Source organism: Bordetella sp. MIP270_01_BMS (assembly GCF_054958705.1).
Genome location: NZ_CM143297.1, coordinates 1,840,411 through 1,864,351, shown reverse-complemented (window position 1 = coordinate 1,864,351; position 23,941 = coordinate 1,840,411). Strand labels below are relative to the sequence as shown.

22 protein-coding genes and 1 pseudogene are annotated in these 23,941 nt (G+C 64.8%); 6 read left to right on the top strand and 17 right to left on the bottom strand.

Annotation, left to right across the window (positions count from 1 at the left end; all coding sequences use genetic code 11):
* Positions 1-7 precede the first annotated feature (7 nt).
* The 4 genes from ACV17W_RS08710 to ACV17W_RS08695 are packed head-to-tail and all read right to left on the bottom strand — an operon-like array spanning position 8 to position 4,485.
* Positions 8-1,150: a CaiB/BaiF CoA transferase family protein gene (locus ACV17W_RS08710; protein ID WP_462596024.1), complete on the bottom strand. Its 1,143-nt coding sequence runs from the start codon at positions 1,148-1,150 to the stop codon at positions 8-10.
* 20 nt (positions 1,151-1,170) lie between these two features.
* On the bottom strand, positions 1,171-2,076 hold the full coding sequence (locus ACV17W_RS08705; RefSeq protein WP_462596023.1) for a MaoC/PaaZ C-terminal domain-containing protein: 906 nt from the start codon (positions 2,074-2,076) through the stop codon (positions 1,171-1,173).
* The gene (locus tag ACV17W_RS08700; protein WP_462596022.1) at positions 2,066-3,250 is read right to left on the bottom strand and encodes a CaiB/BaiF CoA transferase family protein; all 1,185 of its coding nucleotides are present in this window, start codon (positions 3,248-3,250) and stop codon (positions 2,066-2,068) included. The genes ACV17W_RS08705 and ACV17W_RS08700 overlap by 11 nt, the downstream gene beginning before the upstream one ends.
* Positions 3,247-4,485 carry an acyl-CoA dehydrogenase family protein gene (locus ACV17W_RS08695; RefSeq protein ID WP_462596021.1) on the bottom strand — a complete coding sequence of 413 codons (1,239 nt, stop codon included), beginning with the start codon at positions 4,483-4,485 and terminating at the stop codon, positions 3,247-3,249. Before ACV17W_RS08695 ends, ACV17W_RS08700 begins: the two co-directional genes overlap by 4 nt.
* A gap of 122 nt (positions 4,486-4,607) precedes the next feature.
* Here ACV17W_RS08695 and ACV17W_RS08690 point away from each other — a divergent pair, with 122 nt between their 5' ends.
* Genes ACV17W_RS08690 through ACV17W_RS08675 form a run of 4 tightly spaced genes read left to right on the top strand, consistent with a single transcriptional unit; the run spans position 4,608 to position 8,011 of the window.
* Positions 4,608-5,264, top strand: coding sequence for a TetR family transcriptional regulator (locus ACV17W_RS08690; RefSeq protein ID WP_462596020.1), 657 nt, complete (start codon positions 4,608-4,610; stop codon positions 5,262-5,264).
* Positions 5,261-6,019: a crotonase/enoyl-CoA hydratase family protein gene (locus ACV17W_RS08685; RefSeq protein ID WP_462596019.1), complete on the top strand. Its 759-nt coding sequence runs from the start codon at positions 5,261-5,263 to the stop codon at positions 6,017-6,019. The genes ACV17W_RS08690 and ACV17W_RS08685 overlap by 4 nt, the downstream gene beginning before the upstream one ends.
* Positions 6,016-7,011, top strand: a complete 996-nt coding sequence (locus ACV17W_RS08680) for an NADPH:quinone oxidoreductase family protein (RefSeq protein WP_462596018.1) — start codon at positions 6,016-6,018, stop codon at positions 7,009-7,011. The genes ACV17W_RS08685 and ACV17W_RS08680 overlap by 4 nt, the downstream gene beginning before the upstream one ends.
* 34 nt (positions 7,012-7,045) lie before the next feature.
* Positions 7,046-8,011: a Bug family tripartite tricarboxylate transporter substrate binding protein gene (locus ACV17W_RS08675; RefSeq protein WP_462596017.1), complete on the top strand. Its 966-nt coding sequence runs from the start codon at positions 7,046-7,048 to the stop codon at positions 8,009-8,011.
* A 134-nt stretch (positions 8,012-8,145) separates the two neighbouring features.
* Here ACV17W_RS08675 and ACV17W_RS08670 read toward each other — a convergent pair whose 3' ends face one another.
* The 5 genes and pseudogenes from ACV17W_RS08670 to ACV17W_RS08650 all read right to left on the bottom strand — a co-directional run bounded on the left by ACV17W_RS08670 (position 8,146) and on the right by ACV17W_RS08650 (position 14,012).
* Entirely contained in the window at positions 8,146-9,018 is an 873-nt protein-coding gene (locus ACV17W_RS08670; RefSeq protein WP_462596016.1) for a phosphonopyruvate hydrolase, read from the bottom strand.
* Between the two features lie 42 nt (positions 9,019-9,060).
* A pseudogene (locus ACV17W_RS08665) lies at positions 9,061-10,289 on the bottom strand (pyridoxal phosphate-dependent aminotransferase).
* Positions 10,286-11,944, bottom strand: a complete 1,659-nt coding sequence (locus ACV17W_RS08660) for an ABC transporter permease (RefSeq protein ID WP_462596015.1) — start codon at positions 11,942-11,944, stop codon at positions 10,286-10,288. The pseudogene ACV17W_RS08665 and the gene ACV17W_RS08660 overlap by 4 nt, the downstream one beginning before the upstream one ends.
* Positions 11,941-13,005, bottom strand: a complete 1,065-nt coding sequence (locus ACV17W_RS08655; RefSeq protein ID WP_462596014.1) for an ABC transporter ATP-binding protein — start codon at positions 13,003-13,005, stop codon at positions 11,941-11,943. Before ACV17W_RS08655 ends, ACV17W_RS08660 begins: the two co-directional genes overlap by 4 nt.
* Positions 13,006-13,031: 26 nt before the next feature.
* The gene (locus ACV17W_RS08650; RefSeq protein ID WP_462596013.1) at positions 13,032-14,012 is read right to left on the bottom strand and encodes an ABC transporter substrate-binding protein; all 981 of its coding nucleotides are present in this window, start codon (positions 14,010-14,012) and stop codon (positions 13,032-13,034) included.
* 105 nt (positions 14,013-14,117) lie between these two features.
* On the opposite strand from ACV17W_RS08650, the gene ACV17W_RS08645 reads away from it, so the two are divergent.
* Complete coding sequence (locus tag ACV17W_RS08645) at positions 14,118-15,014, top strand: LysR family transcriptional regulator (protein WP_462596012.1); 897 nt, start codon at positions 14,118-14,120, stop codon at positions 15,012-15,014.
* A gap of 88 nt (positions 15,015-15,102) precedes the next feature.
* On the opposite strand, the gene purU is transcribed toward ACV17W_RS08645, so the two are convergent.
* The 6 genes from purU to ACV17W_RS08615 form a co-directional block, all read right to left on the bottom strand.
* Positions 15,103-15,957 (bottom strand): formyltetrahydrofolate deformylase, encoded by an 855-nt coding sequence (purU, locus tag ACV17W_RS08640; protein ID WP_462596011.1) that lies wholly within the window; start codon positions 15,955-15,957, stop codon positions 15,103-15,105.
* 31 nt (positions 15,958-15,988) lie between these two features.
* Positions 15,989-17,098 (bottom strand): NAD(P)/FAD-dependent oxidoreductase, encoded by a 1,110-nt coding sequence (locus ACV17W_RS08635; protein WP_462596010.1) that lies wholly within the window; start codon positions 17,096-17,098, stop codon positions 15,989-15,991.
* A 12-nt stretch (positions 17,099-17,110) separates the two neighbouring features.
* A complete protein-coding gene (locus ACV17W_RS08630; protein ID WP_462596009.1) occupies positions 17,111-17,623 on the bottom strand; it encodes a flavin reductase family protein in 513 nt (170 codons plus the stop codon).
* A 23-nt stretch (positions 17,624-17,646) separates the two neighbouring features.
* On the bottom strand, positions 17,647-18,279 hold the full coding sequence (gene pdxH, locus ACV17W_RS08625; RefSeq protein WP_462596008.1) for a pyridoxamine 5'-phosphate oxidase: 633 nt from the start codon (positions 18,277-18,279) through the stop codon (positions 17,647-17,649).
* A gap of 195 nt (positions 18,280-18,474) precedes the next feature.
* Positions 18,475-19,086, bottom strand: a complete 612-nt coding sequence (locus ACV17W_RS08620; protein ID WP_462596502.1) for a gamma-glutamylcyclotransferase — start codon at positions 19,084-19,086, stop codon at positions 18,475-18,477.
* A gap of 26 nt (positions 19,087-19,112) precedes the next feature.
* Positions 19,113-20,327, bottom strand: a complete 1,215-nt coding sequence (locus ACV17W_RS08615) for an MFS transporter (RefSeq protein ID WP_462596501.1) — start codon at positions 20,325-20,327, stop codon at positions 19,113-19,115.
* A gap of 256 nt (positions 20,328-20,583) precedes the next feature.
* Between ACV17W_RS08615 and ACV17W_RS08610 the strand changes: the two genes are divergently transcribed.
* Positions 20,584-21,456 (top strand): tRNA threonylcarbamoyladenosine dehydratase, encoded by an 873-nt coding sequence (locus ACV17W_RS08610; RefSeq protein ID WP_462596007.1) that lies wholly within the window; start codon positions 20,584-20,586, stop codon positions 21,454-21,456.
* Here the strand turns inward: ACV17W_RS08610 and ACV17W_RS08605 are convergent, their stop codons facing one another.
* Positions 21,457-22,200, bottom strand: coding sequence for a GntR family transcriptional regulator (locus ACV17W_RS08605; RefSeq protein ID WP_462596006.1), 744 nt, complete (start codon positions 22,198-22,200; stop codon positions 21,457-21,459). It abuts the gene before it with no gap.
* Between the two features lie 4 nt (positions 22,201-22,204).
* On the bottom strand, positions 22,205-23,833 hold the full coding sequence (locus tag ACV17W_RS08600; protein WP_462596005.1) for an AMP-binding protein: 1,629 nt from the start codon (positions 23,831-23,833) through the stop codon (positions 22,205-22,207).
* Between the last annotated feature and the right edge of the window lie 108 nt (positions 23,834-23,941).

The window sequence follows — 23,941 nt, the reverse complement described above, 5'->3', positions numbered from 1 at the left end:
CTCGACGTCATTGTCCGGCGGCGAACTCGGCGCGGATTTTCTCGGTGTGTTCTCCCAGCGCGGGGATGGGCCCGTATTGCCTGGGTTCGCCGCGTATGATGGCCGGGGGTGCCACCACCGCTACCGGACCGTTGCGCGCGGGCACTTCGACGCGGCGCAGGTGCGGGTGTTTCGTCAATTGTTCGACGCCGTTGACCTGCGCAAACGCCACCTGGGCGGCGCGCATGCGCGTGCAGACCTGCTCCACGCTCAAGCCGGCAAGCACGGCGCGAATTTCGGCATCGAGTTCCGAGCGGTTGGTCACGCGCTGCATATTCGTCGCGTAGGATTCATTTTCGAGCAGGTTCGGGCGCTCGAGCACCTGCGTCGCGAACCGGCGCCATTCTCCGTCGTTCTGTACGCCGACCAGGACGGTGGCGGGCGCGCCCAGCGCGGCGCCGACCTCGTAGGCGCCATACGGTGCGATGGTCGGGTGCGCCAGGCCTACTCGGGGCCAGACCGTCCCGGCATAGTCATAGTGCAGCAGCGGTACGGTCATCCAGTCGCACATCGAATCGAACAGCGACACGTGGATAGCGCTGCCCTGGCCGGTGCGTTCACGTTCCAGCAGTGCTTCCAGTATGGCGGCGTGGGCATACATGCCCGTGCCGACGTCGCATGCCGATATGCCGATGCGCCCGGCGGCTTCGGGCGTGCCCGTCACCGACGCGATGCCGCTTTCGGCCTGCACCAGCAGATCGTAGGCGCGCATGTCGGCGTATGGCCCTGTCTCGCCATACCCCGTAATGTCGCAGGTGATCAAGCGAGGATGCAGCTGACGCATTTTCTCCCACCCGAATCCGGCGCGCGTGGCCGCGCCGGGTCCCAGGTTCTGTATCAGTACGTCAGCGCTGGCGATCAGCTTCTGCAAGAGCTCGGCATCGGCCGGCTGCGTGTAGTCGAGCACTATGGATTCCTTGCCCCGGTTCAGCCACACAAAGTAGGTGCTGTCTCCGTGGACGGCGTTGTCGTAACCCCGCGCGAAGTCGCCCTGGGGCCTCTCGATCTTGATGACTCGTGCGCCCGCGTCCGCCAGGCGGCTGGACGCGTAAGGCGCTGCCGCCGCCTGTTCCACCGCCACTACGGTGATGCCTTTAAGGGGGTATCCCATTTTCACTCCCGTCTTCTGGTCTAGTTGCCAAGCGGCCATGCCGCCGGGTTGGAAATTTTCGCAACGCCCGACGTCAGCGCAAGGCAGTCGCGCTCTAGCACGCGACACTCGAAAAGCAATGCCCCGGCGTCGCGCCAGATGGCAATGTCCAGGGTCTCGCCCGGGTACACCACGCCGAAATAGTTGGCGGAAAGGCCGGACAATCGGGCGGGGTCACCGGCGCATACTGCGCTGATCAAGGTGTGGCCGCAAATGGCCAGCGTGCACAGTCCGTGCAGTATCGGACGCTCGAAGCCGGCCTGTCGGGCCACTTCCGGGTCCGAATGAAGCGGGTTGAAATCGCCGGACAGGCGATAGATCAGCCCCTGCGACGTCGAAGTCTGCCAGCGCAAGCGCAGGTCCGGGTCTCGCGAAGGTGTCGCGGGCGCCGCACGCGCGGGCGCCGGGCGGCCACCGAATTCGCCGTTGCCGCGCAGCAGCGCCGTGCCTTGCATGGTGGCCCAGTGCGCGCCGGATCCGGCGTCTTCCAGTTGCCGGCTCCATTGCAGCAGGGCGCCCTTGGGGCCGAGGTCGTATACCGCGTCGACCCGTACCGTCGAGCGCGCGGTGCCGCGAGGGGGCATGGCCTGGTGGAACTCGAGGCGATGCGACAGGGCCACGAGCTGGCGCCACTGTATGCCCAGCGAGGGGTCTCGCATCCAGCCCGTGGGATTGGCCAGTACGGCCGACAGCGTCGGCAATACGCGCAGCTCGCTTTCGTATACATACTGCAGTTGACCGGGTGCGCACGGGTCCTGCCCCAGGCCCAGTCCCAGTGCGTACAGCATGCAATCGCGCTCGGTATAGGCCTGCGTCGTGGCAGGAAAAATGTGGCCGGTCAATCGCGCGAGGTCGGGAGGACGCGCGCCGTCCGCATCATGATTCATGAGTGTTTCCCGCCGGTTCAATCGAGCCGCCCAGTACTTGAGCACTGTGCTCCCCCAGCTTGGGCGGCAGCCGGCGTATCGAAGCCGGCGTGGCCGAAAAACGGGGCCCTGCCTGGGGCATGACCAGGCGGCCCTCGGTGGGATGTTCCAGCGGCTGGAAGAAACCGGTCTGCCGCAGATGCGGGTCCTGGCGCAGGTTCTCCAGGCTGTGGATAGGCCCGGCCGGAATATCGGCGTTGGCGAGCCACTCCAGCCATGTTTGCGTTGTCTGGCTGGCCAGGCACTGTTCCACGATCTCGTACAGTTCGCCGATATGACGGATGCGTTCGCCGATGGTGCGAAAGCGTGGGTCGTCTGTCAGTTCCGGCTTGCCGATAAGGTCGAACAGGCGCTTCCATTGGGCATTGGTGTTCGCCACGATGGCGATGTATCCGTCGCGCGTGGCCAGGGGGCGATGGTGCGTGCTCTGCACCCGCAGATAGCCCCGCCATGCCGGCTCAGGCTCGGCAGCGTCCGCGAATACGCCATCGGCGAGATGTTCCAGCAGATTGAAAGCGGCCATCGTCTCGAACATTGGCACCTCGACCTTCTGTGCCTCGCCGGTACGCTCGCGATGCAGCAGTGCGCTGGTGATGGCGTTGGCCAGGTAGACGCCGCAGAGCTTGTCGGAAATGAGCGCCGGCCAGTACGACGGCTTGCCATCGGCGTAGGCGTTGATGCCGGCGATGCCGCTCAGCCCCTGGATCACGTCATCATAGGCCGGGCGGTCGAAATAATCGCCCCCTTCGCCGAATCCCTGCGCGGATGCATGGATAAGCCGAGGGAATTCATGCTGCAGCGCTTCGTAGTCCAGGCCCAGGCGGGCCAGCGCCGTGCTGCGCATATTGTGCACGAACACATCGGCGCGCCCCAGAAGCCCACGCATCTGCTGCCTTCCCGCGTCGGATTTCAGATCCAGCACCACGCTGCGCTTGTTTCGATTCAGGTTCAGGAAGAACGACCCCATTCCCGCGCTGCGCGACGCGCCGATGCCTCGGGTGGGGTCGCCTTCCGGCGGCTCGATCTTGATGACATCCGCGCCCATGTCCCCCAGCATCTGCGTGGCAACCGGGCCGAATACGAAATTCGAGGCGTCCATCACGACGATGCCCGACAATGCACCTTTTTCATTCATTGATTCCGCTCCTGCAGGCTGTGGGTGAGTTCGGTGCTGTTGCGCGGCAGCCGGCCTGATTTCAGCACGTCGTTTCCGATGATGATCTGCTGGACCTCGGTGGCCCCCTCGTATATGCGCAGGGCGCGCACGTCGCGGTACAGGCGCTCAACCACGGATCCGACCTGCACGCCCAGCCCGCCATGCAGCTGCACGGCGGCGTCCACGGCGTACTGCGCCGCCTCTGTGGCCTCGAGCTTGGCCATCGCCGCCGCGCGCGTCACGGGCATGCCATGGTCGCTCATCCACGCCGCCCGGTAAACCAGCAGCGCCGAGGCGTCGATGCGCGTGGCCATCTGCGCGATTTTCGCCTGAGACAATTGCATTGCGCCAAGCGTCGAGCCGAACATGCCGCGATGGGTGGCGTGTTCGACGGCGGCCTGCAGGGCGCATCGCGCGAAGCCCAGCGCCGCTGCGCCCACCGATGTCCGGAAGATGTCCAGGGTGCGCATGGCCAGCTTGAAACCCTCGCCGGGCTGGCCGAGCAACTGGCCGGGGCCGACCCGGCACTGGTTCAACCTGATGCGGGCCAGCGGATGCGGCGACATGACGTCGATTCTTTCCGCCACTTCGAGCCCCGGGGTGTCGGCATCCACGATAAACGCCGAAATGCCCTTGGAGCGGGCGGTGCCGGGTTCGCGAGCGAACACCACGTAGAAGTCGGCGATTCCGCCGTTCGATATCCACATCTTCTCGCCGTCCAGCACATAGCCGTCGCCCTCGGCGCGTGCGGTGCTGGTCATGGCGCCCGCATCGGACCCGGCAGCGGATTCGGACAGGGCAAACGCCGGGATGAGCGTTCCGGCCGCGACCTGGGGCAGGTATCGGGCCCGCTGCGCGGGCGTACCGGCAAGCGAAATTGCGCCCGAGCCCAGCCCCTGCATGGCGAAGCTGAAATCCAGCAGGGCATGCCGGCGCGCCAGCACCTCGCGCGCCAGGCAGATGGACCGGCTGTCCAGTCTTGCCGATTCCGCGTCCTTATCGTTGACGCACAGGCGCAACAGCCCCGACGACCCAAGGGCCGCCACGATGTGGCGGCACAGCTCGTCGACCTGTGCGATCGCCGGCCGGGCCGGGTCGGTAACCGGCATTGGGAAGTCGAGCGCCCATCCTTCCAGTTCATGCGCGAGCTCGGCGTGCATGGGGTCGAAGAAGGGCCAGCAGCTTGGCGCGCCGTCCTGGGTAGCAGGCGTCATCAGGTATCTCCGTGTGTCTGGACAGATTATTATTCTACGTCGTAGAATAATTATATGCGTGCTTCGCGCGTCGATCCAGTATGGATCGCACGGGCGGGCATGGTCGGAAAAGGAGAAAAGTCTTGGGCAGAAAGCGCGAAATCGGCACGCCTGCGGGCGATGAAAAAGAACTGGCGATCCTCGACGCAGCGGCCGCCGTCTTCATGAAGCAGGGGTTCGCCGCGACTTCGCTCGACGACATCAGCGACAACTATGGCGCCTCGAAAGGGGTGATCTATTACCACTTCCGCAACAAGACGAAATTGTTCTTCGCGGTGCAGCGCCGCGCCATGGAGCTCACTCGCGCGGCGATCATCGATATCGCCGCCGGCAAAGGCAGCCCTCGCGAGCGCCTGAAGGCCATGGCTGTCGCGCATACGCTGCTCATGATGGAACATCTCGACTATCTGCGGGTCGCCGCGCAAGGCCTCGAGATGCACCTGAGCGGACGCACGACCGAAGAAGAAAGACAGGAGATCGCCAGCATTACCGCGCTGCGCGATGGCAACGAAAGGCTCTACCTCGAAGTGATCGAAGCCGGTGTGGCGGCGGGCGACTTCCGCCAGGTCAATGCGCGCGTGGCGGTCAAGCCGCTGCTGGGCGCGTTGAACTGGACCTCGCGCTGGTATCACCCGCGCAAAGGAGAAACCCGCGCCGATCGCAGCGCTCTCGCGGAAGAAATCGCCAACTTCGCTGTGCACGCGCTGCTTCCCGAACGCGTCCTGAAGGCGGTCAAATGAGCGAAAAAATCCAGGTCGAGAAGAACGGGCCGGTGACCACCATCATCATCAATCGGCCCGAGGTCAGGAACGCGCTGGACTGCGAAGCCACGGCTGCGCTGGGTGTCGCATTGCGGGCGTTCGAAGACGACGAAGAGGCCCGCGTTGCCGTGCTCTGGGGAAGGGGCGGCGCATTCTGTGCCGGGGCCGACCTGAAAGAGCTGGCGGGCGGCGCAGTCTATGAAGCCTGGGCGGGGCAGGACGGGCCGTTGTCTCGCCCCGCGCGCAAACCCGTCATTGCCGCCATCGCCGGCCATGCCTGCGCGGGCGGCCTGGGCCTGGCGCTATGGTGCGATTTGCGGGTGGCGGAGCGCTCGGCATCGTTCGCCGTGTTGTCGCGCCGCTGGGGCGTGCCCATGAGCGACGGAACGACCGTGCGCCTGCCGCGCCTGATCGGCATGAGCCGCGCGATCGACATGCTGCTTACTGCGCGCATGGTGTCGGCCGACGAGGCCCTGACCATGGGGCTGGCCAATCGCGTGGTGGCCGAGGGCACGGCGCGAGCTGAGGCCGAGAAACTCGCCCGCACGATGTGCGACTTCCCGCCCATCGCAATGGCATCGGACAGGGCCTCTGCCTATCACCAGGAATCGCTGTCGCTGCACGACGCACTGATCGCCGAGAGCGATTTCGCCTCCCGGGCCAAGGCACAGGAAGCGATGCCGGGCGCTGCGCGGTTTGCGTCCGGCGACGGGCGGCACGGAAAGCTGCCATGAAAGCGGTCGTCGTTGAACAGTATGGCCTCGCGCACACCCGTCTCATGGATGTCGCCAGGCCGGCGATGGTGCCGGGCGGCGTGCGCATCGCAGTGCATTCTGCCGGGGTCAGTTTCGCCAATCTCCTGGCCATCGAAGGCAAGCATCAGAATCGGGCCGAACCGCCCTTCACACCGGGCACCGAGGTTGCCGGCGTGGTCGTGGAATGCGGCCCCGACGTCAGCCACTTCAAGCAGGGCGATCGCGTGGTCGCCGGGGTGCGCCGAGGGGGCTTCGGCGAAGAGGTCGTGGCGCCGGAATGCAATGTGTTCGCCCTGCCGGACGCGGTGTCGTTCGACCAGGCCGTGCATTTCCCGACCATCTACGCCACTGCCTACGCCGCGCTGAAGTGGCGGGCGCAGATACAGCCCGGAGAAACCTTGCTGGTGCACGGCGCGGCGGGGGGCAGCGGCCTGGCCGCCATCGAGCTGGGCAAGGTCATGCAGGCCCGCGTCATCGCCAGCGCCAGCAGCCCGGAGAAATTGCGTGTCGCGGCAGCCCACGGCGCCGACATCTGCATCGACTACACGAAGCAGAGCTTTCGCGATGTGGTGCTCGAATCAACGCAGGGCCGCGGGGCCGACGTCATCTTCGACCCCGTGGGCGGGGACGCCTTCGACCAGTCGCTGCGCTGCATCGCGCCCGACGGCAGGATCATTCCGATGGGCTTCGCAAGCGGCCGCATACCCTCGGTTCCCGCCAACATCGCACTGGTCAAGAACATTACGGTCATTGGCCTGTACTGGGGCTACTACATGGGCTGGGGCCGTCAGGCGCCGCCGCCCGGCAACGACGCGCGTGTGCGCGCAGCGTTCCGCGAACTGCTCGAGTGGACATCCACAGGGCAACTCAAGCCACGTACGCATTCCGCTTATCCGCTCCCGGACTTCCGCAAGGCGCTGGAAGATCTGTCGGGGCGGCAGGTGATCGGAAGAACCGTGCTGCACCCGTAGGGGCGGCCGATTTTCAGAAAAGAGAGGAGACCTCATGAAGAAGTTGATTATTGCAGTCGCGTCGGTAATGTTGTCGGTGGGCGCCTTGGCGGCGCCCGCGCATGCCGCGTTTCCCGAGAAACCGATGAAATTCATCGTTCCGTATCCGCCTGGCTCGGGCACGGACACGATCGCCAGGTACACCGCGCGGCGGCTGGAAGCCAAGCTGGGCCAGCCCGTGGTCGTAGAGAACCGTACCGGAGGCAATGCGATCATCGCCGCCCAGGCGGTGATCAACTCGCCGGCGGACGGGTACACCTTGCTGTGGGCGGCCAACGGGCCGGTCACGACGAATGTCGCTCTATACAAAAAGCTGCCCTATGATCCGCTGACCGACCTGGTGCCGGTGGCGCGGGTGGCCTATTCGCCCATGGGGCTGTTCGTGCCGCAGAATTCGCCGTACAAGACCGCCAGCGAGCTGCTGGACAGCACCAAGAACGAGCCCATGAAGCTCAACTACGGCAGCGGCAGCGCAACGTACAACATCGCCACCGAATGGTTGCTGTCGATCGCCGGCGGGCAGGCCAATCCCATCAACTACAAGGGGTCGGCGCCCACCATCGCCGATCTGGCAGGCGGTCAGGTCGACTTCACGATTGTGGAATTGAGCGCGGCGTTGCCCCTGGTCCAGGCCGGTAAAGTCAGGCTGCTTGCGGTGACCTCCGAGAAGCGCATGTCCTCGTTGCCTGAGGTTCCTACGCTGCAGGAGCTCGGTTATGGCGATTTCTTCCAGGTAGCGTGGTGGGGCGTGTTCGCGCCTAAGAACACCCCGTCCGACGTCGTGGGCAAGCTCGAAGCGTCGCTGCTCGACATCTACTCGGATGCGCAGAGCAAGCGATATCTCGACGAGAGCAACTTCAGTGGCTTCACCGCCGGGTCGCAGCAGCTGCGCGACTTCCAGGAAGCCGAGATCAAGCGCGAAACCAGCTTGGTCGAGAAGTTCAATATTCCGCGGCTCTGAGCCTGCGCGAAATTCCCGGCCCCGTGTCTCAACGCGACGCGGGGCCGGGACGCGGCCGGCAGGCGCGCCGGGAGATCGGCCAGGCGGCGCATCGAGCGCCGCCTGGCCGTTGTAAGGGGCCTGTGACGGCGGGCTCAACGAAGGTACAGGCGCTCGATCTCGCGCATTTGCGCATCGCCTTGTAGTTCAATGATGTCTTTCACACTGGGCATGCTGGCGTCTGCGTGCTGGATGCCGCCGTCCGCGCGGATCTGTGCGAAAACGCGCTGCATGGCGCCAACTGCGGCGCGTATCGCGTGATTGCCATAGATGACTATGCCTACTTTCCGCTCGGCCGCGACGTCGGCCTCTGTAAGCTGGGGGTAAGCCGTGGGCACCAGCACCAGCGGCACGTTGCCGGGCCATGCACGGATAAAGGTCAGTATCTCGTCGGGCGTTTTCTGCTTGGAGTGGATCAGGATCGCATCTGCGCCTGCATCGGCATAGGCGAGTCCTCGGCGGATGGCTTCGTCCTGGCCCAAGCCTGCGATCAGGGCTTCGACACGGGCGATCACCACGAAGTCGGGATCACGGCGTGCCATCGCCGCCGCCGCGATTTTTCCCTGAAATTCGTCGATGCGCACCAGCTCCTGCCGGCCGTCGGCCCGCAGACTTGTGTCTTTGGGAAAGGTCTTGTCTTCCATCACGATGGCCGATGCGCCCGCGGCCTCGTACAGCGGCACCAGGTAATGCACGTTGACGGCGTTGCCGTAGCCGGTGTCGATGTCGGCGATCAGTGGCACCGAGACGGTTTGGGCAATGGCGCGCATCATCTCCAGATGCGTGCTCATCGAAAGGATGTTGGCATCGGGCACCGCGTAGCTGGCGGAAAGTTCGAAGCCGCTGCCCCAGATGCCGCCAAAGCCGGCCCTTTCGGCCAACTTGGCTGACAATGGGTTGTGCGCGGCCATCGCCGTAAAAAGATTTCCGCTGGCCAGGGCAGTCCGCAGTGTTTGGTTCTTAGTCATGAGTTCTCTCTTCAGGATGCAATGGGTTGAAGTGGCCGCGGATTAACGCAGCTGAGCGCAGGCCTGCGCCACGCGCGCAAGGGCAAGCTGCAACTCGTTGTCTGAAGCCGCATAGGAGATACGCAAGTGTCCCGGCAGGCCGAACGCAGATCCGGGCACCAGCGCCACCCCGGCCACGCGCAGCAGATACAGGGCCAGGTCGCTGTCAGTGGAAATAAGGTTGTTGCTCGCATCGCGCCGGCCGAGCAAGTCCATGCAACCGGGAAATGCATAGAATGCCCCAGGCGGCAAGTTGCAGGCGAATCCGTGTATGGAATTCACTGCGGCAACAACATGTCTCGCCGGCGGCGGAAAGACTGGATGAAGCCCGAAAGGAAGTCCATGGGCCCGTCCAGCGCCGCGACTGCGGCCGCCTGGCTGATCGAGCTGGTGTGCGAAGTCGACTGGGACTGCACCAGGTTCATCGCCTTGATCAGTTCGAGAGGGCCCGCCCCGAATCCCACGCGCCATCCGGTCATGGCATAGGCTTTGGATACGCCGTTGATGGTGAGCGTGCGTTCCGCCAGCTCCGGCATGACAGCCGCCGGGGTGGCGAAGGGTGTATCTTCGTACCGGATTTTCTCGTAGATGTCGTCCGCCATGACCCATACGTGGGGATGGTGCCGCAGCACCTCGCCCAGTGCGTTCAGTTCGTCGTGGGTGTAGACCGCGCCGCTCGGATTCGAAGGGGAATTCAGCATCAGCCATTTGGTGCGCGGCGTGATGGCCTCTTCCAATTGGGCGGGCGTGATCTTGAAACCCGCGCCCTGGCCGCATCGAACAATGATCGGCTTGCCGCCGGCAAGCAGCACCATTTCCGGATAGGAGACCCAGGCGGGAGTCGGAATGACCACTTCGTCGCCGGCGTTCAGCGTGGACTGGAGGGCGTTGTACAGCAGTTGCTTGGCGCCGCAGCCGACCTGTATCTGTTCGACGGAGTAAGCCAGGCCATGGTCACGCTCGAACTTGCGCACAATGGCCTCGCGCAAAACGCGGGTGCCGGCGACTTCGGTATAGCGGGATTCATTGCGGTCAATGGCTTGCTTGGCCGCTTCGCGCACGTGCTCGGGGGTAGGGAAGTCGGGCTCGCCCTGGCTCAACGTAATGACGTCGCGTCCCTCTCGGGCCAGTTGAGCCGCGAGGCGCGTCATCTCCTTCGTGGCCGAGGGCTTGGCGCCCAGGACGCGCTCAGCCAGGAACGGGTGATTGGAGGAGGCGGTAGATGGGTTCATTCCAGATTTCCAACTTTCAATTTGAAGACCCAGCGCGCCAGCGCCAGGGGGATGAAGATGGCCAGCAAGAGCACCAGGCTGTACGCGCAGGCCAGGGCCAGGCGTCCGCTATCGATTTGCTGGAATATTTCGATCGGCATGGTGTTCATGCCGCCGAAATACAGGACCACGGTGGCAGAGAGTTCGGACAGGGTGGTGATCCACATGAGCACGGCCGCGGCGATCACCGATGGCATGATGATGGGCAGCACCACTCGCGCGAAGCTGCCCATGGGACTGACGCCCAGGCTCATCGATGCTTCTTCGATGGAACCATTTAGGTTGTGTAGCGGCCCTGCCGCCGCCCGCACGCTGGTGGGCATGCGCCGCAGAAAGTACGCAAGGGCCATGATCACCCAGGTTCCGGTCAGCACGAGCCATCCGCCGTTGAACGAATTGATCAGCGCGATGCCCAGTACCGTGCCGGCAATGGTCAAGGGCAGCATGACCAGCACGTCCAGTCCATAAGTCAGCACAGAGCGCCGCTTCACGATCAGATACGCCGATACCACTGAAAACACCACGCCTGCCACCGTTGCCACGGAGGCAAGGAACAGAGAGTTGTACAGAGGCTGCGGCGCACGAACCAGCGCATGCTGCAAGTGTGCCAGCGTAAAGCCACCGTAGCGCAGCACCGGTCCGACTGATGGCGTGACGGCGGTTATTACGACGACAACCGCGGGCAGCAACGACAGCGCCACCATGGCGGCAACCACGCCGCTGGCGAGCCAGGCGCGCCATCCCTTCATCGGAAGGGCGGTGGGGCTGCGCCCGGAATCCATCTGGAACTGCCGGCGTTCCACAACCAGTTTCTGCACCAACAGCAGGCCGGCTCCCAGGAACACAAGCAGCGACGCCATAGTGGTCTGCATCTGCGGATTTCCGCCCATCTCGCTGACGAACTCGTTGTATGCCTTGACCGCCAGCACCGGCGTGCGAGCACCCAGGATGGCCGGCACGCCGAAGCTGCCGATCACGTGCGTAAAGACGATCAGCGCGCCGGCGAATACCGATGGCAGCAGCAAGGGCAGGGTCACGCCCGTCAGCACATGGCTCATCGGCCGGCCCAGGCTCAGGGCGGCTTCTTCCAGGTTGCGGTCCATCGAACGTAAACCGATCAGGACGGCCACGAACGCGTAGACGTAGTTGTTCAGGGTCATGACGAATATCAGGCCCCACCACGAATACAGCGACGGCAGTTCGAGCCCGAGCGGCGCCAGCGCCATGTTCACCAGCCCCTGTTTACCCAGCAGCAGGAGCCAGGCCGCCGCTACCACCACGTCGGGGATCACCAGCGTCACCAGGGGCAGCGCCGTCACCAGGCCGGAGAGTGGAAACCTGCACCGCGCAACCACGACCGCAAGCCCCCCGCCCAGCAGCATGGAACCTGCCGTCACGGCGGCGCCGAGTATCAGGGTGTTGAAAAACACCTCGCGATATGAAGCATCGGTGAAGAACCGGACGTAGCTGTCCAGCGTGAACTCGCCATTGGCGTTCGCGAACGACTTGCCCAACATGCCCGCGAGGGGCCAGATCAGGAATATGGCAAGCAGCCCGATGGATATGACGCCCAGCGACAGCCAGGCGGGATCGCGCCGTAATGTCCCCAGCATCATGATGGTTCCACGATCTGTACGTTGCGCGGAACCTGCAGCACAGCCACTTCACCACGCTGGCGCATGCGCGGCTCAGCCGCCGTGCGCAAGTCGACCCGTAGCGGTCCGGCTTCGGTGCGCACGACATATCCGGTCGTGCTGCCGCGGAACTCTACGAACTCAATGACACCTGACAGTGTGCCCTCGTGCCCGGCATGCATGCCGCAGAACTGAATTTCTTCGCTGCGTACCGCCAGCAGCGAACCGGCACGTATCGGCGCCCGATTGTCGGACAGCACGACACCCGCTGCGGTACGCAGTCGCCGGGCGCCGTCCTGGCCGGCCGGTAGCTCCTGCTCGATCGCAAGCAGGTTCGCGTTGCCGACGAAGTCGGCCGCGAATGCGGTGCGCGGGCGGGTGTATATCTCGCGCGGCTCACCTACCTGAACAATACGGCCTCGATCCATCACCGCGATCAGGTCAGACATTGCCAGGGCCTCTTCCTGGTCGTGCGTCACAAACACCGTGGTGATTCCTGCTTCGAGTTGCAAAGCCCGGATCATGCCGCGCAGCTCGACGCGCAGTTTCACATCCAGTGCCGACAGAGGCTCGTCCAGCAACAACAGCTTGGGTTCGATGACGAGCGACCGAGCCATGGCGACGCGCTGTCGCTGCCCGCCGGAGAGGGCAGCCGGCGTCCGGTCGGCATAGTCGGCCAGGCCCACTCGCCGCAGCATGGCCAGAGCGCGATCGCGGGCTTCGGAGCGGGATACGCCGCGGGCGGCGAGTCCGTAGCAAACATTCGCCAGCACCGAGCGGTCTGGAAACAAGGCGTAGTCCTGGAAGACCATGCCAACGCCGCGGTGGTGTACCGGCACGTGGGTCACGTCTTTGTCGCCGAACAGGATCTGTCCGGCGTCGGGGCTGACGAATCCGCCCAGCATCCGCAGCAGCGTGGTCTTACCGCATCCGGAAGGGCCCAGCAAGGTGCAGAATTTTCCGCTAGGCAGGGTTAGGTTCAGGTCGCGAAATAGCGTCTGTCCGCCGTAGCTTTGGTTGATCGATCTGAATGAAACTTGCATCAGTGGTCTCCGCTGGATTTTCACGTTCAGCGTGCGCTGGCCAACTGACGCCACTGCGCGATAAAAGATGCGCGCTCCTGGCCCATTTCTTTGTCGTCCAGCGCCACCACCTTGATCGAGGACAGCGCGGGCAGATCGGAGAACTCGCTGGCGTCTATGTCAGTGCGCACCGGGCGGCGATATGAGCGCCGGAAAATTTCCAGCTGGGCATCGCGCGATGCCAGGAACTGGTACAGTTTTCGCGCGGCGTCCGGATGCCGGCCGCCCTTGATCAGTGCCATGCCCTCCGGAGACAGGAAGGTGCCTTCGGCCGGATACACCAGCTCGATCTCCTTCATGCCGCCTGCCACGTATTCGTACGCGGCGTACTCCATCGTGACGGCCACCGCGAACTCGCCTTTGGCCACGCCTTCGTATGCGGCCGACGTCGTGCCGACGATGACGGCATTGCGGGCGATGCGGCCCAGCACGTCGTCACCCAGCAGGGAGCGCAGCCCATATAGCGCTACAAAAGATGCGCTGCTCCGCTCCGGGTCGGGGATGACGATCTTGCCTTTCCACTGGGGCTCGGCCAGTTCCGCCCAGGTGCGCGGCGCCTTTCCGCCGGGAATCTGGCGCAGGTTGGACATCAGCACCGTCACGTGCGTATTGGTGCCCAGCCACTGGCCGCCCGGGCCTTGGTAGGCCGGCGGGACGGCCTGACTCAAAGGCGTCGGGTAGGGTTCGAAGTACTCGCGAAACTCGGCCAATGTGGATAGTCCGCCTGACCAGAAGATGTCCCCCAGCGGATTGGAGGCTTCGGCCTTGATGCGTTGCATCAGCGCGCCGGTCCCGGCGCGCACTACGGATATCTTGATATCCGGATACTTGCGGGTGAACTGGTCGATCACGTGGCTGACTGTTTCCACGTTATTCGATGAATACAGAACTACTTCACCTGCCCGCGCCACAGAGGCGTGCACGACAATGAGTAAAATACATAGTTTCCAGAACGTTCGAAGCAACATGGAAATCCCCTTGATGTATGTGATTCGTGGGATTTCATTCTCAAACAGTCATGGCTCGGCAACAACCACTGTTCGGGTCTCACTATTCCGAACGCGAGGCCAAGCATGAGTAATAGTCATGATGGAAAGCCATCTGATCTCCCGCTGACGGCATTGCGGGCGTTTGCCACGGTGGGGCGCCATGGCAATTTCACGCGTGCGGCTGCCGCCCTCGGCATTACCCAGGGCGCAGTAAGTCGTCACATCGCCACGCTGGAAGCCTATGCGGATTGCCGCCTGTTCGTGCGCAGGGGATCGACTATTGAGTTCACCGCCTCGGGCTTGCAGCTATATGAGGCTGTAAAGGACGCGGTGTCGACCATCGAGCTGACCATGCAGCTGCTGGCGCAGCGCGGCAGGCACCATGACCGCCTGAAGGTCAGGACATCGCTTCCTACTTTCGCTATGACGTTGGTCATTCCCGCACTGGGCACCTATACCGCGCGCACGGGTGTGCAGTTCGACCTGATTACCTCGTTGTCGCCACCTCAGCCCGCCGACGAGTTTGACGTCCTGATTTCGCGAGACTTGAGCCTGCCCGGAACGGAAAGCTGGGAGCTGGTCCGCGAGGAACTGGTATGCGTCGGTACGCCGGCCCTGGTAGCTGCGTATCGGGGCGAACCCGCCAACCAGTGGCCCATGGTGGCTGCCCGATCGCGACCCGATGTCATTCCTACTTGGGCGATCGCAGCAGGCATTGCGGTGGACGCGTTGCACGTAGCCGCGATCTACGATCATCTGTTCCTGGCTGCCACGGCCGCCACTGGGGGAGCCGGATTCCTGGTGGCGCCCTCCTGGCTTGTGCGAGACCAGTTGCGTAGCGGTGCGTTGGGGCTGGTCAATGAACAGAAAATTGGATCAGGGGCCAGCTACGTCGCCTACGTGCATAGGCACAGTGGCCATGCACAGGTTGCCGAAGCGTTCTGCCGCTGGCTCAAACGCGCTTTGCGGGAGCAGCTCTGAATCTTGAAACCGGCGAGGGAAATTGCATGGAACACTCCGAGGCACGCATTGCCTGCGAATTCGCTCGCAACCATGGTTAACGCTGCATTCAGCGGAAAACCACCGTCTTGCTGCGGTTCAGCAAGATGCGGTGCTCGACGTGGCTGCGCACCGCGCGGGCCAGCACCAGCGATTCCACGTCGCTGCCCACTTGCGTCAGGTCCTGCGCCGTCATGGTGTGGTCGACGCGTTCGATGTCCTGTTCGATGATGGGGCCTTCATCCAGATCCGATGTGACGTAGTGCGCCGTGGCGCCTATGATCTTCACGCCACGCGCGTGCGCCTGGTGATAGGGACGCGCGCCCTTGAAGCTGGGCAGGAAGCTGTGATGGATGTTGATGGCGCGTCCCGCCAGGGCCATGCACATCTCCGGCGACAGGATCTGCATGTAGCGCGCCAGCACCACCAGGTCGATCTGCTGGTTTTCCACCAGTTCCAGCACCTGTCTTTCCTGGTCCGCCTTGGTGTCCGCGGTAACAGGCAGGTAGTGAAACGGAATCTTGTACGAGGCCGCCAGGCCCGCGTAGTCGTTGTGGTTCGAGACGATGGCGGCGATCTCGGCGCGCAATTGACCGCTTTGCACGCGGAACAGCAGGTCATTCAGGCAATGGCCCTGCTTGCTGACCATGATCAGCAGGCGCGCCTTGCGATGCGCATCGTGAATCTGCCAGTCCATGCCGTATGCGCCCGCCAGGGTGGCGAACTGTGTCCGCAACTCGTGCTCGGTGGCCGAGGCGGGCAAGCTGAAATGCACCCGCAGAAAGAACCGATTGGTTTCGTCATCGCCGAATTGCTGTGAGTCGAGAATATTGCATCCCAGCTCGAACAGCAGGCCGCTGACGCGATAGACGATGCCGGTGCGGTCGGGGCAGGACAGGGTCAGGATGTAATCGTTTTGCTGCATGATGGGCTAGAAGATGGTCGATACGTTGGCACTACGGCGCCAGGCGCGCCAGCGTGGCGTCGGCGATGGCCAGGCTGGCGGTCAGCCCGGGGGATTCGATACCGAACAGGTTCACCAGGCCGGGAACGCCGTGCGTGGCAGGGCCGGCGATGACGAAGTCGGCAGCGGGTTCGTGCGGGCCGGAGATCTTCGGACGTATGCCGGTGTAGCCGGGCGTCAGCGCGCCATCCGGCAACTCGGGCCAGTAGGTGCGCACGGCATCATAGAACACGTCGGCGCGCGCCGGATCCAGCGTGTAGTCTTCGGTCTCCACCCATTCGGTATCGGGGCCGAACTTCGCCTGGCCGCCCAGGTCCAGCGTCAGGTGCACACCCAGGCCGGCATGCTGCGGCACCGGGTAGATCAGGTGCGAAAAAGGGGCGCGCCCAGCCAGCGTGAAGTAGCTGCCCTTGCACAGGTATTCGGCCGGGATGCTGGCCGCAGGCAGGCCCTGGATGCGGCGCGCCAGCATGGGGGCGTGGATGCCTGACGCATTGATCAGCACGTTGCACGACAGGCCCATCGCCTCGTCGCCACCGAATTGCACGTCGAACCCCCCTTGCGGCCTGACCTGGGCGGCCAGCATGGGGGTATGGAACACGCATTGGGCGCCGGCGTTCTCGGCGTCGCCCTGGTAGGCAAGCATCAGCGCATGGCTGTCGACGATGCCGGTGGAGGGCGACAGCAGGGCCGCGGTGCAGTGCAGCGCGGGCTCGAGCGCGCGAGCCTCGGCGGCATCCAGGCGGCGCATGTCGTCCACACCATTGGCGCGGGCCTTTTCGGCGATGCCATCCAGCGCCAGCGCCTCATCTTGCGAGGTCGCGACGATCAGCTTGCCCAGCCGTTGGTGCGGAATGCCGCGCTGCGCGCAATACTCGTACAACAGGTGTTTGCCGCGCACGCACAGGTCGGCCTTCAGGCTGCCTGCAGGGTAGTAGATGCCCGCATGTATGACTTCGGAATTGCGGGAACTGGTGCCGGTGCCGATGGCTTCGCTGGCCTCGGCCACCAGCACCTCGCGGCCGGCCAGGGCCAGCGCGCGTGCGACGGCGAGGCCGACGACGCCAGCGCCGACAACGATACAGTCGATGTCAGTATTCATGATTGGAAGCGATTATTCAGAATGCTTGTGCGCGGGCGTCAGGTCGAAGCCGCCCGCATGGAAAACCAGCGGCGACGCGGCGCTGTGGCCACAGCGCTCTACCTGCCCCACCATGATGACATGGTCGCCCTCGACGTAGCGGCTGCGGTTACGGCATTCAAACCAGGCAGCGCAAGGGGCGTCAAGCATGGGCGTGCCGCCCGGCGCGTGGCCGCAGGGCACGCCATTGAAGCGCTCGCGTGTGTGTCCCAAGGCAAAGCGGCGAGCCAGGGAAGCCTGGCCCGCCGACAGCACATTGACCACATAGCGCTCGCAGTGCTCGAAGATTTCGAGCGATGCCGAACTGCGTGACAGGCTCCAAAGTACCAGCGGCGGGTCGAGCGACACGGAATTGAACGAGCTGACGGTAAGGCCGATGGGCGCGCCGTCGGAAGCGGCGGTGGTCACCACCGTGACGCCGGTGGCGAATCGGCCCAGCGCGGTACGGAAGAAACGCGCGTCGAAATCAGGAACGGTATCGGACATGCAGCGGGCGCAACGGGCGCGGCTCAGGGCGAGAGCCGGTCGAGCGCCCAGCCACCCTGGCCGTCAGGCCGGTAGCGCAGGCGATCATGAAGACGCGACGGGCGCCCCTGCCAGAACTCGAATACCGTGGGTACGACGCGGTAGCCGCCCCAGTGCGGCGGGCGAGGGGGGGTGTCGCCATAACGTTCCCGGGTTGCTTGTTCGCGCGCTTCGAGCTCGGCTCGGGTGACCGGCTGGCTTTGCTGCGACGCCCAGGCGCCGATGCGCGAGCCCAGCGGGCGGCTCAGATAGTAGGCATCCGATTCCTCGGGCGTGGCCAGCTCGACGCGGCCCTCGATACGCACCTGGCGTTCGAGCTGCTGCCAGAAGAACAGCAGCGCGGCGCGCGGATTGGCGAGCAGGTCCGCGCCCTTGCGGGATTCGTAGTTCGTGTAGAAAACAAAACCGCGTTCGTCGTAGCCTTTGACCAGCACGATGCGGGCGGCCGGCTGGCCGTTGGCATCGACCGTGGCCAGGGTCATGGCATTGGGCTCGGGTACCTGGGCAGCCAGTGCCTCGGCGAACCACAAATTGAACTGTTCGAATGGCGAAGCGGCGGCCGCGTCTTCGAGCAAGATGCCTTTTTCGTAGCTTTGGCGCAGATCGGACACAGACATGAGAGCGCAGAGTGTAAGCAGGAGAGCCGACAGTTTACCGCCTTCGCCCCGGAGGCCGCGCCTCGATGCAAAGCTGCGCCTGGCAGACCCGGGCCTGGAGGGTCAGGGCAGGCTCCAGCGGTGAGGGTGCAGCCCCGGCGGGCTGGCGGGACAGGCGCGGGGGGGGGGCGGGCAGGGCGTCCGACAAGTAGCCGCTCAGCTGTCGGGCAAGGAATCGGCCGGTTCTTCGAGCAGGCGGGCAATGCGGTCGAGGTGGGCGTCATGAATGCCCGCGGCGCGCAGCGCCCGGGCGGTCTGCACGACATATTCCGTGCAGCGCCCGTAGCGGCCCGAGGCACGACGCACGATGGCCAGCAGCTCGGCGTCCGGCAGGGCCCGGATGTAGGCGGGATTGTCCCGGTTCATGACGAACACCAGGGCGCGCACGGGCCCCTGGTCGGTGGCGCAGTTGATCCAGCGGGGCAAATATGCCCCGGTGGACATTTCGCGGTCCCATAGCGCGGGAAAATAGTCGGGCACCGCCTGTCCGGCCAGGCGGTAGGCAACGCCGCGGCAGGAACCGCCGCGATCCAGCCCGAAGACCAGGCCCGGGCATTCCGGGGTGCCCCGATTGACCCGGGACCAGAGGCAGAGCGCGCGATGATGGCCGCGCAGCGTCGCCAGGCGCCGCTCCTGGAATTCGAAGTCGGGCCGCCAGATCAGCGAGCCATAGCCGTACACCCACACGTCTTCCCCCTGCCGCCAGTGCTTCAGCGCGTCTTGCAGCGACGCCCGCCGTTCTTCGGGCGTCCAGAGGCGAAAAGGCATGGTGGGGATGACGGGGTGCTGCGGATTCACGGCGCGGGCGTCTCGGCGTCTTGAGGAGGATGGCGGTTGGCCCAGCCGCCGGCGCCGAGCGCCAGGGCATAAGCCCAGAACAGGGGTGCCACGCCAATGATCGCACCCAGCGCGCCGAAAGCCAGCGGCAGCGACACCTGCGAGGCATTGATGAACGCCATGCGCAGCCCTACCGCTTCGGCGGCGCGGCCATGTGGCGTGTGTTGATGCAGCAGCGACAACATGCTGGGCTGGCTGCAGCCCAACGCCAGACCCAGTATAAAAGATAGCGCGATCAGAATGCCAACGTCGGTGAACAACGGATAAACCATGAAGTCCAGCGCCGTGACGACCATGCCTGTACGCACCAGGGTCCAGGACCTGACTCGGTTCTGGATGAAGGGCAGAAGCAGGCGGATGACGAACGTTCCCAGCGCGAAGGTGGCCAGTATGGTGCCGATGGTGGTCGCCGAAAGCCCGATCGCGACACCGAACAGCGGCACCACGAAAAGATGAGTGTCCCAGGCGCCCGAGAGGATCAGGTTGACCATCATGATGCGTCGCAGGGGCGGCAACTTCAACAGCTCGATGACGGGGCGGCGTTGCGCCTTGCGTACGGTAGGCGTCAAATTCCGGTCGACGGCGCGCAGCGCGGGCTGCAGCCGCCTCAGGCCTGCCAGGGCGAACAACGGGGCAATGGCCAGAATGCCGAACGCGACCCGCGAACCCAGATAATCGATGGACAGCCCGGCCAGCAACGGGCCACTGAAGCCCGAACAGGCCATCGCCAGCGAAAGCCAGGAGAAATTGCGCAGCCGCCGTTGCGGCTCGGCGTGGCCCAGAACATCCTGCGTGGCCACCTGGTGCAGCATGAAGCCCACCCCGATGAAGCATGCTGCCAGCATCAGCGCCCATTGCGTATGGAACGCGAAGGGCAGCACGGTGCCCACGACCACCAGCGAGTTGCCCAATATCACCGGACGCCGAACGCCCACGCGATCGATCCACTGGCCAGCCCGTACCGACATGAGCATCGGGATCACCGCGAATACCGCAACCAGCGCGCCCACGGTGAAGGTGGACAAACCCAGTTGCAGGGCGGTCAGCGATACCGTGATGCGTCCCCCGGTGAGCGCCACATGGTTCAACATGGCGACGACGCACAGCAATCCCGCTCCGGAGAAATCCGGCGCGGCGGAAGCAGGCGAAGGGGAAGGTGATTTGGCTGACACGGCGTTAACTTCAGGCATTCTGGCCTTTACTCGCAGGGGTGTCGAGCCGGCGGCCGGCCGGGCGTCGCACACGCCTCGATTTCCGGGAAGAGGCCGCAGGGCGCCTTATGCAGCCAACTAGAGGACGTTGGCAGGAAAATGCTGCGAGATCACGGCCGGTTCGACGTTCGATTAGATGTTGCATCAATAATTGATGTGTCTCGTTATTGCAACGGCGCCGGCGGCTGCCGTAAGCGCGGCATGGGAAAATGCGCCGATGAACGCCGATTCTGCTCCCTCTTTCATCAATCCCTCCGCCTCCTGCGAGATCGACGCCGAACGCCGTTTCGGCGGGCTGGCCCGCCTGTACGGGCCCGACGCGCCCGCCCGCCTGCGCGCCGCCCACGTGGCTGTGGCCGGCCTGGGCGGTGTGGGCTCATGGGCGGCCGAGGCGTTGGCCCGCTGCGGGGTGGGAGCCCTGACGCTGGTCGACCTGGACCATATTGCGGAGTCGAACATCAACCGGCAGGTCCACGCCCTGACCCCCACATTGGGGCAGTCCAAGGTGTCGGCTATGGCGCAGCGCATCCACGCCATCAATCCCGACTGTGTGCTCACTTGCGTCGACGACTTTGTCGAACCGGCCAATATCGAACAGGTGCTGCCCGGGCAATACACGGCGCTGGCCGACTGCACCGACCACGCGGCGGCCAAGATCGCCATGGTGCTGTATGCGCGGCAACGCGGTGTTCCGCTGCTGTTGTGCGGCGGGGCAGGTGGCAAGACCGATCCCCTGGCCTTGCGCACCGGCGACCTGTCGCAGGCGGTGAACGACGCGCTGTTGGCCAAGCTGCGCAACACCTTGCGTCGCCAGCACGGATTTCCCAAGGCCAGCGACGCCCGCGGCAAGGTGCTGAAGCGGGTGCCTCGGCTGGGAGTCAGGGCGTTTTGGTTCGATCAGCCGGCCATCTTGCCTGCAGCCTGGCAACGCCCCGACGAGGCCGGCGACGACCTCGGCCCCGTTACGCAGGCGGCGGCTCCGCAGGGACTTTCCTGCGCGGGCTACGGCTCGGTCGTCATGGTGACGGCGGCCATGGGCATGGCGGTGGCCAACGAGGCCGTGCGGCTGGCCCTGGCCCGCCGGGCCTGATCAGCGGGCCGCCAGCAGGTCGAATTCCATGCGTATCTTCTGGAATGGGAATTCCAGCCTGGCGAAGTACACCACGCGGCCGCCGATGGAGGCGTATCTTCTCAGCTCGGCCACCGGCGCCGAAACCGGTATCTGCAGGGCAACCGCCGACTCCCGTCCGGCTTCGATCACATGCAGCACCTGGCGCGCCTGGTCGATGCGGTTGCCATAGAACTGATCGAGCACCGGCGCGACTGTACTGCGGCGTATGCGGGAGCGGTGCCTGCGGTACACCGCGCTATCGAGAAACACCTCGCTGAAACAGAACGGCCCGGCATCGGTCACGTGTACGCGCCGCAGATATTGGAACTGGCCGTCGCGCGCCTGTTCACAGGGCATGCCCAGGTCATCGGGCAAGGCCACGCCGGCGCTGGACTCCATCAACGACACCGTGCCCAGCTGATTGCTCAGCGCAATGGTTTCTTCCCAGTTCTTGGGTATGAGCAAGGTGGGAGTGTGCGGCAAGGCGTCCGTCACAAACGTGCCCGAGCCGCGTGAGCGGCGGATCAACCCTTCGCTTTCCAGCAAGCCGAACGCCTGGCGAACCGTTGACCGCGCCACGCCATATTGCGACACCAGGGTTTCAAGCGGCGGCAACTGCTGGCCCGGCAGCCAGCGCCGGCTGTGGATGTTGCTGCGAAAGACGGCCGCAATCTGCAAGTACAGGGGCTGCGGACTGCGGGCATAAAGCTTGGTCGACGCCATGGAGTCAGCCGCCGGATGCGGATGCCGCCAGCCGTTCGGCGGCCATCTCGCGCAGCCTGTTTTTCTGGATCTTGGCGGAATTTGCGCTTTCCACCATGGGGAAGGCGGGCAATACCTCAAATCCCGCCGGGACTTTGAATCCGGCCAGCACGCGGCGGCACTCGTCGCGCCATGCGTCGCCGTCGGGCCGTGCCCCGTCGTTCAACAGCACGAAGGCGTACGGCACCGTTCTGCCCTGATGCACTGTACCCACGACCTGGCAGGCGCGCACACCTGGCATGGATTCGAGCACCTGCTCGATTTCCGCCGGATTCACCAGAAAGCCGCCCAGGCGCAGCGAGTCACCCAGCCGGGCCTCGAACACGAAATGCCTGGGACCCAGGGTGTAGCCCAGGTCGCCGGTCCTGAAATAACCATCGGTTGTGAGCGCCGCGGCCGTTGCCTGCGGGTTGTCGAGATAGCCACGCATGAGGCTCGGGGCATGGATCTGCAGTTCACCGGACTCGCCGTGCGGCAGCGCTTCGCCGCTGGCGGGGTCGCAGGCGCGAACACGGGCATCGTCATAGATGAGCAGGCCGCCCGCCCGATAGCGTACCGAGATATCGCCCTGCGCCGCATCTATGGGTTGCGCGGCGACCAGGGCGATCAATTCGCTCGAACCATACAGGCCGGTGAGCGGCACGCCGTGCATTTCAGCCAGTTCAAGCAGGTTGTCGAGCGCCGGCGCGAAACTGGCGAAGCCGACCAGGCGCAGGGAATCGAAGTCGCCCGGTTGCCCGGCCTGGAACAATTGCACCAGGGCCTCATTGTTGGCATAGGCATGGGTCACGGCGTGCCGCCGGATCGCCTGCACAGTATTACCGGTGTCGTAGACAGGTTCGCATACCACCGGCACGCCGCGCGCGAGCCCCCCCACCAGCATGGCAAAGCCGAATGCGCCGCAGAAGGGAGCGGCGGCCAGCACGCAGGTGTCGTGCCCGTAGCCATACGCATGGGCGATGGCATCGCCGTGGCGCAGCAGCGTACGCTGGTCATGCAGCACGAACTTGGGCAGCGAGGTGGTTCCCGACGTCGTGAAGCAAAGCACGCCCTCGTCTTCGGTGGCCGCCGGTACAGGGGGCGCCGCGCCGGCGGCGAGGTCGTGCCAGTTCAACACGATGCGGTCACGCAGCTTCGCCGGGCGAGCGCCTGACACGCCGAGGGCGATGGCGCCGATCAGAGGCTGCAGGGCGGCATCGGGCACGTCGTCGAGTATGGCGGCGAAGTCGATGCCCTTGAAGCCCGGCCAATACACCAGCCACTGTGCACGGCCGCGCCCCAGAATATCGGCCACTTCGGTCGCGCGGAAACGCGTGTTGACAGCCAGCACCAGCGCGCCCAGGTGCGCGCAGGCCAGGAAGGTGATGACCCATTCGGCGCAGTTCGGCAGCCACAGGGCCACGCGGCTTCCCGGCCCTACGCCGGCCTGTGACAGGCCCGCGGCCATGCGGTCCACGGCCGCCGCGAGCTCGGCGGTGGTCAGCGCCTGGCCGCGGTCGTACAGCGCAACGGCTTGCGGTTGGCGGCGCGCCAGGTCGGCGAGGCGGTCGGCGAAGGTATCGGCGGCAGAGCAGGGTGTTGTGAGCGGGAACATTGTTGTGGTTATATGATGAAAGTACGTATTTAAGTACTTTATTGAAAAGCCACAACAGAGACAAGCAGACCGGCGTGCTCGCGCGGGTATCTGCATCCGCCCGCATGC

Bases quoted from the DNA above. Each gene is read 5' to 3' on its own strand.
- ACV17W_RS08710 (WP_462596024.1), bottom strand. From the start codon at position 1,150: ATGGGATACCCCCTTAAAGGCATCACCGTAGTGGCGGTGGAACAGGCG.
- ACV17W_RS08705 (WP_462596023.1), bottom strand. From the start codon at position 2,076: ATGAATCATGATGCGGACGGCGCGCGTCCTCCCGACCTCGCGCGATTG.
- ACV17W_RS08700 (WP_462596022.1), bottom strand. From the start codon at position 3,250: ATGAATGAAAAAGGTGCATTGTCGGGCATCGTCGTGATGGACGCCTCG.
- ACV17W_RS08695 (WP_462596021.1), bottom strand. From the start codon at position 4,485: ATGACGCCTGCTACCCAGGACGGCGCGCCAAGCTGCTGGCCCTTCTTC.
- ACV17W_RS08685 (WP_462596019.1), top strand. From the start codon at position 5,261: ATGAGCGAAAAAATCCAGGTCGAGAAGAACGGGCCGGTGACCACCATC.
- ACV17W_RS08680 (WP_462596018.1), top strand. From the start codon at position 6,016: ATGAAAGCGGTCGTCGTTGAACAGTATGGCCTCGCGCACACCCGTCTC.
- ACV17W_RS08675 (WP_462596017.1), top strand. From the start codon at position 7,046: ATGAAGAAGTTGATTATTGCAGTCGCGTCGGTAATGTTGTCGGTGGGC.
- ACV17W_RS08670 (WP_462596016.1), bottom strand. From the start codon at position 9,018: ATGACTAAGAACCAAACACTGCGGACTGCCCTGGCCAGCGGAAATCTT.
- ACV17W_RS08660 (WP_462596015.1), bottom strand. From the start codon at position 11,944: ATGATGCTGGGGACATTACGGCGCGATCCCGCCTGGCTGTCGCTGGGC.
- ACV17W_RS08655 (WP_462596014.1), bottom strand. From the start codon at position 13,005: ATGCAAGTTTCATTCAGATCGATCAACCAAAGCTACGGCGGACAGACG.
- ACV17W_RS08650 (WP_462596013.1), bottom strand. From the start codon at position 14,012: ATGTTGCTTCGAACGTTCTGGAAACTATGTATTTTACTCATTGTCGTG.
- ACV17W_RS08645 (WP_462596012.1), top strand. From the start codon at position 14,118: ATGAGTAATAGTCATGATGGAAAGCCATCTGATCTCCCGCTGACGGCA.
- purU (WP_462596011.1), bottom strand. From the start codon at position 15,957: ATGCAGCAAAACGATTACATCCTGACCCTGTCCTGCCCCGACCGCACC.
- ACV17W_RS08635 (WP_462596010.1), bottom strand. From the start codon at position 17,098: ATGAATACTGACATCGACTGTATCGTTGTCGGCGCTGGCGTCGTCGGC.
- ACV17W_RS08630 (WP_462596009.1), bottom strand. From the start codon at position 17,623: ATGTCCGATACCGTTCCTGATTTCGACGCGCGTTTCTTCCGTACCGCG.
- pdxH (WP_462596008.1), bottom strand. From the start codon at position 18,279: ATGTCTGTGTCCGATCTGCGCCAAAGCTACGAAAAAGGCATCTTGCTC.
- ACV17W_RS08620 (WP_462596502.1), bottom strand. From the start codon at position 19,086: ATGCCTTTTCGCCTCTGGACGCCCGAAGAACGGCGGGCGTCGCTGCAA.
- ACV17W_RS08610 (WP_462596007.1), top strand. From the start codon at position 20,584: ATGAACGCCGATTCTGCTCCCTCTTTCATCAATCCCTCCGCCTCCTGC.
- ACV17W_RS08605 (WP_462596006.1), bottom strand. From the start codon at position 22,200: ATGGCGTCGACCAAGCTTTATGCCCGCAGTCCGCAGCCCCTGTACTTG.
- ACV17W_RS08600 (WP_462596005.1), bottom strand. From the start codon at position 23,833: ATGTTCCCGCTCACAACACCCTGCTCTGCCGCCGATACCTTCGCCGAC.